General features: G+C 58.4%; 11 protein-coding genes. 10 read left to right on the forward strand and 1 reads right to left on the reverse strand.

Annotation, left to right across the window (positions count from 1 at the left end; translation table 11 throughout):
* Positions 1-151 precede the first annotated feature (151 nt).
* The 10 genes from FHR87_RS10695 to FHR87_RS10740 all read left to right on the forward strand — a co-directional run bounded on the left by FHR87_RS10695 (position 152) and on the right by FHR87_RS10740 (position 13343).
* Entirely contained in the window at positions 152-4705 is a 4554-nt protein-coding gene (locus FHR87_RS10695) for a phage tail length tape measure family protein (RefSeq protein WP_183166704.1), read from the forward strand.
* Complete coding sequence (locus tag FHR87_RS10700; protein WP_183166705.1) at positions 4705-5541, forward strand: hypothetical protein; 837 nt, start codon at positions 4705-4707, stop codon at positions 5539-5541. Before FHR87_RS10695 ends, FHR87_RS10700 begins: the two co-directional genes overlap by 1 nt.
* Positions 5541-6428: a hypothetical protein gene (locus tag FHR87_RS10705; protein ID WP_183166706.1), complete on the forward strand. Its 888-nt coding sequence runs from the start codon at positions 5541-5543 to the stop codon at positions 6426-6428. The genes FHR87_RS10700 and FHR87_RS10705 overlap by 1 nt, the downstream gene beginning before the upstream one ends.
* Positions 6429-8141, forward strand: coding sequence for a hypothetical protein (locus tag FHR87_RS10710; RefSeq protein ID WP_183166707.1), 1713 nt, complete (start codon positions 6429-6431; stop codon positions 8139-8141). It abuts the gene before it with no gap.
* Positions 8131-8949, forward strand: a complete 819-nt coding sequence (locus tag FHR87_RS10715; RefSeq protein WP_183166708.1) for a phage BR0599 family protein — start codon at positions 8131-8133, stop codon at positions 8947-8949. Before FHR87_RS10710 ends, FHR87_RS10715 begins: the two co-directional genes overlap by 11 nt.
* Positions 8950-8958: 9 nt before the next feature.
* Positions 8959-9195, forward strand: coding sequence for a hypothetical protein (locus FHR87_RS10720; protein ID WP_246335987.1), 237 nt, complete (start codon positions 8959-8961; stop codon positions 9193-9195).
* Positions 9192-9419, forward strand: coding sequence for a hypothetical protein (locus FHR87_RS10725; RefSeq protein ID WP_246335989.1), 228 nt, complete (start codon positions 9192-9194; stop codon positions 9417-9419). Before FHR87_RS10720 ends, FHR87_RS10725 begins: the two co-directional genes overlap by 4 nt.
* Positions 9420-9421: 2 nt before the next feature.
* The gene (locus FHR87_RS10730) at positions 9422-12223 is read left to right on the forward strand and encodes a phage tail protein (protein WP_221189814.1); all 2802 of its coding nucleotides are present in this window, start codon (positions 9422-9424) and stop codon (positions 12221-12223) included.
* Positions 12224-12351: 128 nt separating this feature from the next.
* On the forward strand, positions 12352-12900 hold the full coding sequence (locus FHR87_RS10735) for a glycoside hydrolase family 108 protein (protein WP_183166709.1): 549 nt from the start codon (positions 12352-12354) through the stop codon (positions 12898-12900).
* Positions 12897-13343, forward strand: coding sequence for a holin family protein (locus FHR87_RS10740; RefSeq protein ID WP_183166710.1), 447 nt, complete (start codon positions 12897-12899; stop codon positions 13341-13343). The genes FHR87_RS10735 and FHR87_RS10740 overlap by 4 nt, the downstream gene beginning before the upstream one ends.
* 20 nt (positions 13344-13363) lie before the next feature.
* Here the strand turns inward: FHR87_RS10740 and FHR87_RS10745 are convergent, their stop codons facing one another.
* Entirely contained in the window at positions 13364-13837 is a 474-nt protein-coding gene (locus tag FHR87_RS10745; protein ID WP_183166711.1) for a hypothetical protein, read from the reverse strand.
* Positions 13838-14373 lie beyond the last annotated feature (536 nt).

Raw genomic sequence — 14373 nt, forward strand, 5'->3', positions numbered from 1 at the left:
CTCTGATCGCCAGCAAGCCCGCGATATCTTGTCCAGTAATCTCGGATACAGCGGTGGAAAAGCCGCTACTGACGCCATTTCACGGCTGACCCGCTCGCCTTCCAAACCGTACTCGGGAAAATCCCGGCCGCGCTGTCCAGGACCATGACCCATGGCTGATATTGAATTTCGTCTCAATGCCGATCTTGATGCGGCTATCCGTGAGGTGGCCGGTTTCCGCAAGCAATTTGCAGATCTTGTTCAAGCAGTAGAAAAACCGCTGCGCACAATCAATTCGACCCGTGAGTTGGAAAACTCCCTGCAGAAAACGGCCAATCAGATCCAACAGGCCAAGAATCGCCTAAGTGATCTACAAGCTGAGATGGCTCGCGCTTCCAATCCGAGCGAGCAGTTACAGCAGTCATTCCGTAATGCTGCCAATGAACTAAAAAGTTTGCAGCGGCAGGAGTCCACCCAGTCCGACCAACTTAAGCGCCTGCAAGCAGAATTACGCGCTGCCGGCGTCGATACGACCAATCTGGCTGCGGCCCAGCGCAAACTTAACCAGGAGTACAACCAGCGCCTGTCGGCCGGCCGGGCCGATGCTGCCCAGCAGAATGCCCGTAACTCCCTGGGCGTAGGCCAGATCGAAGCGGAACAGCGTCGCCTGATTGAATTGCGGCAGCAATACCGCTTGGTAGCCAGTGATGCCAGCCTCTCCGCGAAACAGCGAGCAGAAGCCGAAGCTAACTACAGCAAGGCGGTTAATCGCTCGCTGGATACGCTGCGCCGGTTACGCCAAGAGGCTGCCAAACCGACACCATTGCCTGCACCCGATCCAAATGCCGCGCAGAATGCAGCCAGAATGGCTGCCAGGAATACCTTAGGCGTTGGCAACATAGAGGCCGAGCAAAGAAAGCTGATCGACCTTCGAAGCCAATACCGCCTTGTGATGGCTGATGCGACCTTGTCGTCAAAACAGCGTGCTGAAGCTGAAAAGAATTACAGTGCGGCTGTCGATAGGTCGCTGGCTAGACTGCGCGCCCTGCGGCAGGAATCCTCTAAGCCTGTTCCAATCATTATTGATGAGTCTGCAGAGAAACTGGCCAATGCGCGTAATGCTTTAGGCGCCAACAGAATCGATGCTGAGCAGCGCAAGCTCGTTGAACTGCGCAGTCAGTATCGCCTGGTCATGGCTGACGCGAGCCTTTCTGCCAAGCAAAGAGCCCAGGTTGAAGCGACTTACAGTGCCGCTGTCGATAAATCCTTGGCGCGACTGCGAGCACTTCGCCAGGAAGCGGCAAAGCCAGTCCCGGTAGTTGATACCGGCGCCGCAGCTCAAGCTAGCGCCCGTAATGCCCTGGGCGTTGGGCAGATCCAGCAACTCCAGCAGCGTTTGGCTGATCTGCGTAATCAATACCGCCAGGTCATTGCCGACGCCACGCTGTCCGCCAAGCAGCGTGCCGAGGCCGAGGCGGGCTATCGCCGAGAGGTTGAGAAAACCCGTGATCTGCTGCAGCGTGCCCGTCAAGCGGCAAACCTGAATACCAATTCAGGTAGCAATGGCGCCGCATTGGCTGGTGCCCGCAACTCGCTCGGCGTGGGCAGTATCGAGGCTGAGCAGCGCAAGCTTATTGAACTGCGCAATCAGTACCGCCTAGTGATGAATGACGCCACGCTTTCAGCCAAACAGAAGGCCGAGGCCGAGCGAAACTATCGGCAATCCGTCCAGCAGACGTTGGATACGCTGCGTAACATGCGCGGTCTAGAGCAGGCCAATCGGCGCATTAACCAAAATTCCGATGCTATGCGGCGTGGCGCGCTGACGGCTGGCGAGTATCGCAATGCTCTTCGGACGCTTCCCGCGCAGTTCACCGACATCGCTGTATCGCTGCAGGGCGGGATGCCGTTGCTCACTGTATTGCTTCAACAGGGCGGGCAGTTAAAGGACCAGTTTGGCGGAGTCGTTCCGGCGCTCAAGGCAATGGGTGGATATGTAAAAGGGCTGGCAACGCCCGTTAATGTTACGGCTGCCGCCTTTGCAACTTTTGGAGTCGCTGTTTATCAAGGCTCGCAGGAGCAAGCTGATTTTAATAAGGCTCTAGATTTAACTAACTCATCAATAGGGTTGAGCGCCAATCAATTGGCCGACATGGCCAAGCGAATGTCGGAAACCAAAGGTACTATCGGCGAAAATGTAGAAGTTCTTGCAGCGCTTGTATCAACAGGGCAGGTCTCTTCAGATGTAATTGAGAAGATCGGAACTGCTGCGATAACCATGTCAAAGGCTACCGGACGATCAGTCGATGAAATTGTCGCTGATTACGTAAAGCTGGCGGAAAATCCTGTTGACGCCATCTTTGAGCTGAACAAGTCGACAAACTTCCTGACCGACTCGACCTATAAGCAAATTAGAACGCTGCAAGAAAATGGACAGAAAGCAGAAGCAGCAGCCCTTGCTCAAAATACCTATGCGGATGCACAGGAAACCGCCGCAAAAAGAGTTATAGAGCACTCGGGGTGGCTGGTTAAAGCTGGCCATGCAATTTCAGAGGCATGGGGGCGAGCATGGAATGCCATGAAAGGCATCGGCCGTCAGACTACTGATTTAGAGAGACTGGCTGAAGTTAATGAGCAAATAGCCAAAATTCAAAGCAATCCAAGCACTGACAGATTCGGTCGAGCAACATCTCGCAGTCAGCGGCGACTTTCAGAGCTTCAGGAAGAGCGTGATCTTATTCAGCAAACGATTGACGATGACGCCGTAGCAGCCAAGCAAGAGGAACAGATAGCAAAGAGGCGTCGTGATCGGGTTCAGGCAACAAAAGATCTTGCAGATATTGACGCCAGGTATCGAGATAACGAAGAAAACAAGCAGATTGAGCTGAATAAGCTAGCGGCTACCGCCTTAAAATTGAATCTTTCTCAGGAAGAAGTAGATAAACGTCGCGCCAAGATCATTGAAAGATACGCAAAGACGCCAAAGTCGTCCGCTGTCGATCTGACCGAAGTAAACAACGTCCAGAATCAGCTCAAGCTGATCGATGCCGCTTACAAGAACTACGAAAAGAACCTCGATACCCGCCAGAAAGCCGGGCTGGTCAATCAGCAGCAATACCTGCAGGAACGCACGGCCCTGATCGAACGTGAGCGGCATGAGGTAACCGGTGCGCTCAATGCGCAGATATCAGCTCTGGAAACCGCCAAGAACCGAGCGGCCACTACAGGCCAGCAGCGCATTCAGCTGGATCAAAAGATTGCTGATGCCCGCACCGAAATGACCAAGCGCCTGGGCGATCTGGATGCCGAGCAGCAGCGACTCAGTGATAACGAGCAGAAGCGGCTGCAGGCTCAGGACAAGACCAATGCGGATCTGCAGGCCAAGTATCTGGACCTCACCGGAAAAGAGTACGAAGCCTCTGCGCTCCGGATCGAGACACAGCACAAGGAGCTGCTGAAGCAACTCGCCGAGGATGCCAACGAGGCAGGCCAGGAGTGGGCCGAGAAAATATTTCCGCTTGAGAAAGCCAAAGCTCAATTGGATGCCATCAAGAATCGGATCGACAAGGCGTTTGCCGGTACTGCGCGCGATGAATCCCGTGTCAGCACGGAAATGGATGCGGGTCTCATCACTGAAACCGAAGCCCGCGAGAAGATCCTGGCATTGCGTCGCCAGGAGACGGACTTGCTGGAGCAACAACTGCCGGCTCTGCGCGAGATTGCTGCGCAGGGAGGCGAGGCTGGCGAGCAGGCACTCAACCAGATCAGCGAGATTGAAAACAAAATCATCGCGGCCCGCCACGCCGCTAGTGACTTCGAATTGGCCCTGAAAGGCGGCCTTACCAGCGGCATTCAGGAAGCCCTCACCGGCCTGGCCGATCGCACCATGAATTTGCGCGATGCCGTTACCGGCCTGATTTCCAGTGTGGCGGATGCCATGGCTCAACTCGCCGCCCAGCAACTGGCCGAGCAGGCGACCAAGGGGATCATGAGTGTGTTTAGTAGTCAGCCGACCGACACCGGCCTGGCGACGGGGGCTGCGGCGGTGACCAGCTCAGCGGTTGCGCTTAACACAGCCGGCGGCACGCTGGTAACGGGTGCGGCAGCTATCGAGGCAGCAGCGGCAAGCCTAGCGACAGCCATGGGTACCGCCACTACCTCAACTGCCGCATCGGGTAGCAGCTCGTTATTTTCTGGTATCGGTAACTGGTTCAGTGGGCTGTTTGGCGGATCGGGTGGCACCGCAACTGGAGCATCAGCCGCGAGCAGTTCCAGTTGGCTTTCGTGGCTGGGTTTTGCCGACGGCGGCCACGTCACAGGCCCTGGCAGCCCGACATCCGACAGTATCCCTGCATGGCTCAGCAACGGCGAGTTTGTCACCCGCTCAGCCGTTACCCAGCAGCCAGGGGCTCTGTCGTTTCTGCACGACTTCAACGCCCGTGGCATGGCCAGCCTCGACGACTACGCCCGCCGCATCCGCCACGCCACCGGCGGTCTGGCCGGTATCCCCGCACCCGCGCTGCCGGCGCCAACGCTGGGCAATGTGCAACTGGCCGAGCCGGCGAAGGCCGCATCCACCACCCTGCAAAACCGCCAGAACTTCTACCTGCTTGATGACCCTGGGCGGATTGCCTCGGTCATGAGCAGCCCCGCCGGCGTCGACAGCCTGGCCATTGCAATTTCAAGCGATCCGGCGAAATTCCGGTCACTGCTGGAGCTCAACTGATGCCCCACGACATAGGCTACGTCGACAACACAACCCAGCTCGCGCACTACGCCATGCTTGAAAAGATCAAGGATTTTGCCAGTGCTAACGGCTGGACCGTGCTGCGCTATGACACCTCGGTCGCCAACCGGGAGCTGATCCTGAAGGGGGCTGGCTACAGCGGCGAAGAGGAAATCTTCGTCGGATTCAGGACGTACCAAAACGCCAGCGCCGACTACTACAACCTGGTGGCAGCCACGTTCACCGGCTATGTCGCCGGCAATACGTTTGACGCCCAGCCGAGCGCGGCACTTTCCGGTGTGCCCGCGCACAACAACCGGATCGACTACTGGCTGACCGTAAATCCGCAGCGGATCGTGTTAGCAATGAAGGTTGGCACACCTGTGTACGAGAGCTGCTACGTCGGCAAATTCCTGCCGTATGCCAGGCCGAGCCAGTACCCGTATCCAGTGGTCTGTGGCGGCATGCTTAACGGCACACCAGCGACGCGCTTTAGCGATACCAGCCATTCTGGCTACGTCAAAGGCAACAAAACCAACATGGCGCTGCGCACGAATGATCAATGGAGGCAACCCTACTGTTACCCATGGGGCAATGCCGCCCTCGCCGGGACGACTCAATTGCGCGATACGGGAGGCACATATCATCTGCTCCCGGTCGAGCTTCACGACAACAGCGCCAACTTGTGGGGCGCGCTGGACGGCATCTTCTATATCTCCGGATTCAACAACGCCGTGGAAAACACCCTGACCGTCGATGGCATGGATTACGTGGTGATTCAGGACGTCTGGCGCACCGGATTCACCGATTACTATGCAATGAGGCTCGACGACTGATGGCTTATTACAGCGGATCGGCAGTCGACATGACTGCCCTGCGCCAGGCGCTGATCGATGCCTGTGTAACCGAGGGTTGGGCGTGGAATGCTGGCTCGGAGGTATTGAGCAAAGATGCGATGTTCCTGCGTCTGCAGATAGTTTCTGGCTACCTGACTCTGCTGGGGCGCACCAGCGCGACAGCTGGCGATATGCCCAATGTCGTACGGATTGGCCAACTTGGCACTCAACCCTTGGTCTGGCCATTGTCGTATGAGATTTTTGTGTTCAATGGCGAGGTATACCTGGTCGCTAATTACAACGTCGACTTTTACCAATGGTGCGCATTCGGACTCTCGACTGTAGACGGGTTGCCCGGCAGCGGGATGTGGGTGGGTGCAACTGTAGGATCTGGTGTAAACCCAACTGGAGGCCCTATCTATATCATGGGGGGGGCTGGCGGTGATCCCGGCGATAACTCGACATCTGGCGCCTTGTTTTGGGCAACTGTTACAGGTTCGGGGGGCGGCCGAAATGGATTTGTGCATTCGGACCTGGACGCGCAAGGCTGGTGGCTTGGGCAGTATCTAACTGATTATCCCGTCGGTATTGCACCTATAGTCCCTTTAATCGGGTTGTTGCCAAATGCGTGGAATAGCGAGGCCGTGCTACTTCCGATCAGATCCTACAAAAAACGGCCGGAGCTCAAAGTTAGTTTGATTACTGACCTTGAGCATGCTCGGTACACGCGTGTCGATAACTACGAGCCTAGCGAGATCATCACCATCGGCAGTGACCGCTGGAAGGTTTACCCCTGGTATCGCAAAAATACTACAACCCGGAATGGCGGATCAGGAATCGCACACACTGGCACATTCGGTTGGGCCATCCGCTACGAGGGCCCATAAATGGCTGTGCTTGTCGGGCAGCATGTCAGGCCGACGCGCGGTGGCATCGATAATCCGCATCTGACCATTGCACATGACTCGTTCGTCTGGATCAATCAGTTCGACCCAGCGCCCTTTGTCAGCGATACCCAGCGTGCCGGACAGGCGGGTCTCATCGCTCACTGGCCGGTCGAGGCCAACGGCCGAGTTATCGCTGCTCAGCGAGTGGGGTGTTTTGGCGATGACTGGTACTACCGCATCCATCTCAGTCCGCAGGCGCTGGATCTCGGTAACGTTGTATCAACTCAGACTACGCCAGCCTATGCCTGGAACGCCTGGCTAGAGCCCCGCACCCTGAATGCGATCACAGGTGTTGATGAGGGCATCGAACTCACCGGGCAACCCTCGCCGCCATTGTTGTTCGCGGCGCTCCAGGAGCGCGAATGGCAGGTATCTGTCACGCCGGATGGCCCTGCCGTGCTCGATACCGCGCTGGCCTGGGTTTTCGACAACGGCGAATCGCCCGCTATCGAGATCACCGCGACGCGCATCATCGCCTGGGCATTCGTGCCGGATTGGTCGAATGGTGTGCTCGAGCGCCTGAGCTGGCTGACTGATGTGCTGCAGTCAGAGAGTTTTGTTGAGCAACGCCGTGCGCTCCGGATCGCACCGCGCCGGGAGTTCGAGGGTGCGATGTATGCCGAAGGCCGCGAGCGTCAGCTGCTGGACCTTGCCTTGTTTTCCTGGGGTGCTCGAATCTGGGCGCTGCCCATGTGGCCGGATATCCAGCTGCTGGATACGCCAGTCGCCCTGGGTGCGCTGCGGATCGATTGCAAAACCGAGCATTTGGATTTCGCGGTGGGTGGCCTGGCCATGCTGCGCGGCGAGTCCGCGTTTTCGGTCGAGGTTGTCGAGGTGGCCGGTATTGATGCCAGTGGCCTCGACCTGGCTCGTGGCACGAGCCAGGCATGGCCATCCGGTACGCGGCTCTATCCGGCCCGCACGGCGCAGTTGACCGAGCAGCCCAGCCTGACGCGGTTGACAGATCGGCTCTATTCAACAGATGTGCATTTTCTGCTGATGGACCCGAGCGACTTGGCCGAGGTGCTTCCCGCCACTATATATAGAGGTCAACCGGTATTTGAGCAACGGCCCGACGAGAGCGAGGATCTGACGGCCAGTTACCAGCGGTTGCTGCTGACGCTGGATAACAGCACGGCCATGCCGCTGGTGACCGATACTGCCAACCGCGCCATGCCAGTACAGGGCTGGCGCTGGCTGGACTTGGGCCGGGCCGAGCGCGCCGCTTACCGATCATTGCTCTATGCACTGCGCGGGCGGCAAGTGCCGATCTGGCTGCCGACCCACGCCGACGACCTGACGCTCGTCGCTCCGGTTACCGAGGTGGCGACCACGCTCAATGTTGCCAACTGCGGCTATGCCCGATTCGGGCAGGCGCGTCCGGGACGGCGGGATATCAGGATCGAGTTGTGGGATGGCACGGTCTTTCATCGGCGCATTACGGGCGCTGCCGAGCAGACGGCTGATATGGAGCGGCTCGCCCTTAATGCGGCCCTGGGCCGGTCCGTTACGCCGGACGAGGTGATGCGCATCAGTTGGCTGGTCCTATGCCGGCTCGATGACGACACCGTGGAGATCCAACACATGACCGATTCCGAGGGTGTAGCCAGCAGCAGCTTGGTATTCAGAGGAGTACGCGACGATGAGTTTTGACAGTGCCGAGCGCTCGCTCGCCGCGGGGCGCCCGATCCGCCTGTACCAGTTCATGCGTAACACCCAGTTCTGGGGCTACACGTCCTGCGACCGAGATATTGTCCACCAGACCCGCACATTCCGGACGCTGCGTGGCGGCATCAGTGACAGCGGCGTACGCCAGACCGGGCAGACGGCAGCCGATGAGCTGACCCTGGAAGTGCCCGCCGATCTGGAGGTCGCACAGCTCTATCGAGGCCCGGCACCCAGCTCGGTCATATCGCTCACGATCTTTGCCAGACATTACGGCGTCGATGATTACATCGTGATCTGGGCCGGTGAGATCAGTTCGGTGAGCTGGCCGGCGCTGGATCGCTGCTCGATCAAATGCTCACCGATCACCCAGCGCATGGATATGCAGGGCTTGCGCCTGGGCTGGGAGCGCAACTGCCCGCACGCTCTCTACTCAGTGCCCTGCGGCGTGGACATGACCAGCCATCGCGTCGACTCGACGATTCAAAGCCTGGACGGGGCAGACCTTAGCAACGGCGAATTCGCGGCGTATCCGGATGGTCATTTCACGGCTGGGCTGATCGAGTGGGCCATCGGTGCGGGCGAGTACGAGCGCCGCAGTATCGAGCGCCATATCGGCTCCACTCTGACGATCCTGGGCGGGACGGCAGGTCTGTCGCTCAACCAGGCGATCAGGGTCTATCCCGGCTGCGCGCAGACCACAGCCGCCTGCCAGGCCTACGACAACCTGGCCAACTACGGTGGCATCCCGCACCTAGCGGGCGAGTCGCCCTACGACGGCAACAACTATTTCTAGGAGGCTGCGTTGAATCCGATTGTAGTGCAACTAATTGTCATGGTGGCATCCATGACGATCAGCTATCTGACGCGCCCCAAGGCACAGGAGCCAAAGCCTGCAGCATTGAGCGACTTTGAGCTGCCGGTACCCGATGAGGGGACGCCGCAGTGTGTGATTTTCGGCGACTGCTGGACCCAGGACTGGCAAGTGTTGAGTTTTGGGCGATTCAGGACTAGCAAGGTCAAGACCTCGAGCGGTAAATGATGATGAGCGACGATTTCATGGTCACGCTGGATCACCTGCATAGCGTACCCAGCTACGGCCTGCGCCCCGGCTACTGCCATCGCGGTGCACGGGCGTTGTGCGAGCGCTACGGCCTGGATTGGTCGGCAATTGTGCGGGACGGCGGTATCCCGGCCAGCCAGCTGATGGCCACCGGCGATGCCCTTGCCCTGCATCTGGTCGATCACGCACGCAAGGAGCAATAGCCATGGGCATGGGCGGATCGGTCACCATCGGCTACAAATATTTCATGGGGATCCACATGGGTATTGGGCGTGGCCCGATGAATGCCCTGGTCGCTATCCAGGCAGACGGCAAGGAGGTATTTTCCGGCAGCGTTACCTCGAGCCAGCGGATCACTATCAACAAGCCTAAGTTGTTCGGCGGCGATAAAAAAGAAGGCGGCATAAAAGGCACGCTCGACGTGATGATGGGCGAGTCGGCGCAGGTCGCGCCCAGCCTATTGGCATCCATGTTGGGCGGCGCTGTGCCCGGGTTTCGCGGCATGATGACGCTGTTTTTTGACGGCCAGGTCTCGGCTATGACGCCGTACCTCAAGCCCTGGAAGATGCGCGTGTGGCGTACTACGGCTGGCTGGGACGGAGCGCCCTGGTATACCAGCAAGGCCACCATTTCCTTGATTGGCCCGGATGACGGCCCGATTAACGCCATGAATCCGGCACATATCATCTATGAATGCCTGACCAACCGCGATTGGGGTGGCGGCATGGCGCGCGGGCGGCTGCATGAGGCGTCATTCATGGCGGCGGCCGATCAGCTGTATGCGGAGGGTTTTGGCTTGTGCCTGCGTTGGAATCGGCAGGACTCAGTGAAAAACTTTATCCAGACCGTCCTCGACCACATCGGCGCCAATCTGTATCTGTCGAGGTTCGACGGGCTGTTCCACCTGGACCTGATCCGCGACGACTACGACGCTGACAGCCTATCACTGTTCGACGAGGACTCTGGGTTACTCGGCATCGATCAGGACGACAACGGCGCCAGCTCCGGTGCAGTCAACGAATTGATCATCAAATGGCACGACCCGATCAAGGATGAGGACCGCCAGTGGCGTGAGCGTAATCTGGCGGCTATCCAGTCCGATGGCCAAGTGATTTCCACCACTCTTGATTATCCCGGCATACCTACGATTGACCTGGCGGGACGCGTAGCCGTACGTGAGCTGCGAGCACGATCTGCCGGGTTAAAGCGCTTCAAGCTGCGCCTCGACCGACGAGGGTATCAGCTCCAGCCTGGCCAACCGCTACGCATCCGCAGCCTGAAACGCGGGATTGAGACTCTGGTAGTTCGCGCCGGCCGAATCGAGGATGGCACCCTGACCGACGGTGCGATCACCGTCACCGTCGTGCAAGATGTGTTCGGCCTGGCCACCAGCAGTATGGCCAGCGTCCAGCCCAGCGGCTGGGTACCGCCGGACCGCACGCCGACCGCTATTGCATTGCGCAAACTGACAGAGCGCACCTGGCGTGATCTGGCCCAGACCACGGATCCTGCCAACCTGGACCTGATCGACAGCACCGCCAGTTACTTGCAGGCCTTGGCCGTCAAGCCGACCAGTCTCTCGCTGAGTTACACGCTGCAAGATCGGGTCGGCTCCGGGGCCTGGATCGACGCCGATGATGCCGGGGACTTTTGCCCCTCGGGGCTACTGGTCTCGGCACTGGATCGCCAGGCCACCGCCTTTATCTTGACTGCTGGTACCGATCTTGATTTCGTCGAGGTAGGCGGTGCTGCGTTGATCGACGATGAGATCGTGCGCATCGATTCCTTTGATACCAGCACCCTGACCGGCACCATGGCCCGAGGCTGCATCGATACCGTTCCGGCCACTCACGCCGCCGGCGCGCGGATCTGGTTTATCGAGAGCAACGGCGCCATCGATGCAGCGGCCTACACCTCGGGCGCAACGATACAGGCGCGCCTACTGACCCAGACCAGCGAGGGCCAGCTTGATCCTGCGCTGGCCGCCGTCGACAGCCTGGTCATGGCTCAGCGGCAGGGGCGGCCGTATCCACCAGGACAATTCCGGATCGGTGGCGCGTACTATCCGGCGTCCATCGTCGGCGATGTCGTGTTGACCTGGAGCCATCGCGACCGTCTCCTGCAAGCGGATCAACTGATCGACACACTGCAGGGCAACATCGGTCCTGAGTCTGGCGTGACCTACAGCGCCAGGCTGCTGCGCGCCGACACGTTGGCCGAGTTGGTCAGCCAGACGGCTATCAGTGGTACGACCGTAACGCTGGCCACGACATATGAAGGCAGCGTGATCGCCGAGCTATGGGCGGTGCGCGATGGGCTGGCCAGTCTGCAGCGGTATCAGCACACATTCCACTACCAGAACGCGGTGACTGTCGTGGGGTACAGTACCACCAGCTTCGTGACCGACGTCTCCACCAGTGTCACCATCCCGTCCGCCACCGTTGCGGGCGATTTACTGCTCGCGTGCGTAATGCATCGGGATACGCTGACTCCGCCGCCCGGCTGGACACTTGTGGCAACAGCAGGCACTGTGAATGGAGCGGTGTACCAATACACCAGCGTCTACAAGCGGACGGCGGACAGTGGGGATGCCAACGCAAGCTCGATGTGGATGCAGGCGTCAGCTGTACGTCTTGGCTTGCATATCGTTGTGCTGAGGGGTGCCGCCGCCCTGGACGTGCTGAGCAGCGCCACGGCTAACGTGGACGGCTCGCAGGACAATGTTATCGAGATGGCCAGCCTCGCGGCAGCGGCAGGTGCTTCGACCAAATTGGCATTGGCTTGCGCGTCATCAGCCCAGGCGACCTCGGGGGCAACCAGCACGATGTCGGCCTCTGCTGGCTGGACGCAGACCACACCCTCCAGTTCGATGGATACCGCAAATCATATCCGCATGGGCGTGGCCGTGCGGCCAGCCGCCCCGGGCGATACGATCAGCGGAAACTTTACGATCAATACCTCAGCCGGCACCAACTCCAGTGCCAGCGTGACGGTGATCGTCGGGTGACTGGTGCGGGTGCTGTGACATAAACGGAGACGGGCGACTCGGCTCAGTGATCCCCTCAAACCACTCAGAAATATTCCCGAATTTATTTCAGCCTGCTCCGTGCGGGCTTTTTTGCGCCTGGAGAAAACATGAGTAGTACCATCGACAGCATCATTGCCGGTGTCATTGAAGCCGAAGGCGGCTACGTCAACAATCCACTGGACGGTGGCGGCGCCACCCATTTCGGGATTACCGAGGCCGTGGCCAAGGCCAACGGCTACAGCGGCGATATGCGCAATTTACCGCGCAGTCTCGCCGAGACCATCTACCGCCAACGCTACGTGATCGATCCCGGTTTTGATCGGGTGATCGCTCTCAGTGAGCAGATCGGCGCCGAGCTGGTGGATACCGGCGTCAACATGGGGCCAGGCATGGCCGCTCGATTCCTGCAACGGCTGCTCAACGGGTTCAACGCCGCCGGCAGTAATCCCGATCTGCTCGTGGACGGTCAGCTCGGCGACAAAACCATCGGTGCCCTGAAACGCTACCTGGCCGCAAGGGGTACCCGGGACGGCGTCAGTGTGTTGTTGCGCGGCCTGAACGGGCTCCAGGCCGCCCGCTACCTGGAACTCACTGAAACCAACAAAACCCAGCGGGCATTCCTGTTCGGCTGGATCAAAAATCGGGTGGCCATATGAGCATCGTCGGAACGGTATTGGGCGCGCTGTTGCCGCAGGTGTCGGATATTATCAATCGGGTTCTGCCAGATCCCGAGGCCCAGGCCAAGGCTCAGATGGAGCTGCTCAAACTCCAGTATGACTCCGATTTCAAACAGCTCGATGCAGATCTGCAAATCAATCTGGCCCAGGCAAAAATCAATGAGATCGAGGCGCAGAGCCAGACTGGGTTTCAGGCGTTGGGCCGGCCGCTCTGCCTGTTGGCATGTGCCGTGGGGCTCTGGTATCAGTTCCTGCTGCGACCTCTGCTGCCATGGATTTTGACCGTCTGTGGCGTTACCGGTGTGCCGGAACTGCCCAGTTTGGACGACTCGCTGTGGGAGCTGACGTTTGCGATGTTGGGGCTCGGGACACTGAGGACGGCCGATCGGTGGAAGAGGGTGGATGCGGTGAAGCCGAAGTGATCGTCGGCTTGAGAAAATCCTTAGAATTCAATGTCATGTTTAATGACTTCTTTCCTTGAGTGTAAGCGTACTTTCATCTCTGTGGAGAAGCGCAGGAATACGTTCCAGAAAATATCTTGCTTGTTGAGATCTAACCAGAAATTTTTACTCTCCAAGCACTGCGTTGCGTAGTAGCCAAACATATAATAAGTAAGATCTGGATTGATAAGTCCGCTGTTTTTCAATACAGCTATTTCTTCAAAAAACGTCAGATAAGCCCGCTTGTCTTCGAATGCAATATCTTTCAATTTTTCATCGTCTCTTCCAAGAAGATAACGAAGTTCACAAAAGGATTTGTTGCCAAAGTACTCACTTTGCTTCTTAAGAAATATCTCAGCGCGCCTTTGCTTGCCTTGAAGATGAAACTCGATGTAGCCCTTGTATATACCCCATATGGCTACTCCAAGCCCGACTATGGCAGTGACTATGGTGGCGATATCCTTGAGTACGTCCATGTGCAGCTCCGAGTTTTAAGTATCAGAGCCGCATACCATATCCGCTTTAGGCCAGCGTTTGGTGGCTGCAGTGGAAGCTGCTTGATAGGAAAAGTCCAAAGGCCCCTACACCCGGCCTGCCCATAACGCGGGTGCAGCCATGCCTCGGACACAAAAAAACCGCTCAGGAGCGGTTGGCTGGCTTTCACTTCATCGCCTTCGTCTGCCTGATGCTGCCCACCGCTATCAAAGCCTTGGCAGCACCGGGCTGATCAAATAGTGCGCGGGTTAATAACAGCCTCTAGGCCTCCCATCGAGAAAATTGGGGCCGAGTATTTCTATATGGGAGTGCGCCAGTTCGGCGAGCTGTTAGCCAGCTTCAAGGGGCAAAAGGTTGTGTATCTCGCGCCTATGGAAAAAAGGGGTGGAGGATTTGGTTGCCCAGGACGAGCGGGGTGGGCTTGAACCTGTCCCCTGAGAACGGACGCCAAGAAGCACGGGGTCAAGCGGCCTGCTTCATCTTCCTGGCATAGTCGTTGGGCGACAGGTAGCCAAGC

Source organism: Azomonas macrocytogenes (assembly GCF_014191985.1).
Lineage (GTDB): Bacteria > Pseudomonadota > Gammaproteobacteria > Pseudomonadales > Pseudomonadaceae > Azomonas > Azomonas macrocytogenes.

Excerpts from the sequence above, each read along its gene's own strand:
- FHR87_RS10705 (WP_183166706.1), top strand. The coding sequence starts at position 5,541 with ATGGCTTATTACAGCGGATCGGCAGTCGACATGACTGCCCTGCGCCAG.
- FHR87_RS10745 (WP_183166711.1), bottom strand. The coding sequence starts at position 13,837 with ATGGACGTACTCAAGGATATCGCCACCATAGTCACTGCCATAGTCGGG.
- FHR87_RS10715 (WP_183166708.1), top strand. The coding sequence starts at position 8,131 with ATGAGTTTTGACAGTGCCGAGCGCTCGCTCGCCGCGGGGCGCCCGATC.
- FHR87_RS10700 (WP_183166705.1), top strand. The coding sequence starts at position 4,705 with ATGCCCCACGACATAGGCTACGTCGACAACACAACCCAGCTCGCGCAC.
- FHR87_RS10735 (WP_183166709.1), top strand. The coding sequence starts at position 12,352 with ATGAGTAGTACCATCGACAGCATCATTGCCGGTGTCATTGAAGCCGAA.
- FHR87_RS10695 (WP_183166704.1), top strand. The coding sequence starts at position 152 with ATGGCTGATATTGAATTTCGTCTCAATGCCGATCTTGATGCGGCTATC.
- FHR87_RS10730 (WP_221189814.1), top strand. The coding sequence starts at position 9,422 with ATGGGCATGGGCGGATCGGTCACCATCGGCTACAAATATTTCATGGGG.
- FHR87_RS10710 (WP_183166707.1), top strand. The coding sequence starts at position 6,429 with ATGGCTGTGCTTGTCGGGCAGCATGTCAGGCCGACGCGCGGTGGCATC.
- FHR87_RS10740 (WP_183166710.1), top strand. The coding sequence starts at position 12,897 with ATGAGCATCGTCGGAACGGTATTGGGCGCGCTGTTGCCGCAGGTGTCG.
- FHR87_RS10725 (WP_246335989.1), top strand. The coding sequence starts at position 9,192 with ATGATGATGAGCGACGATTTCATGGTCACGCTGGATCACCTGCATAGC.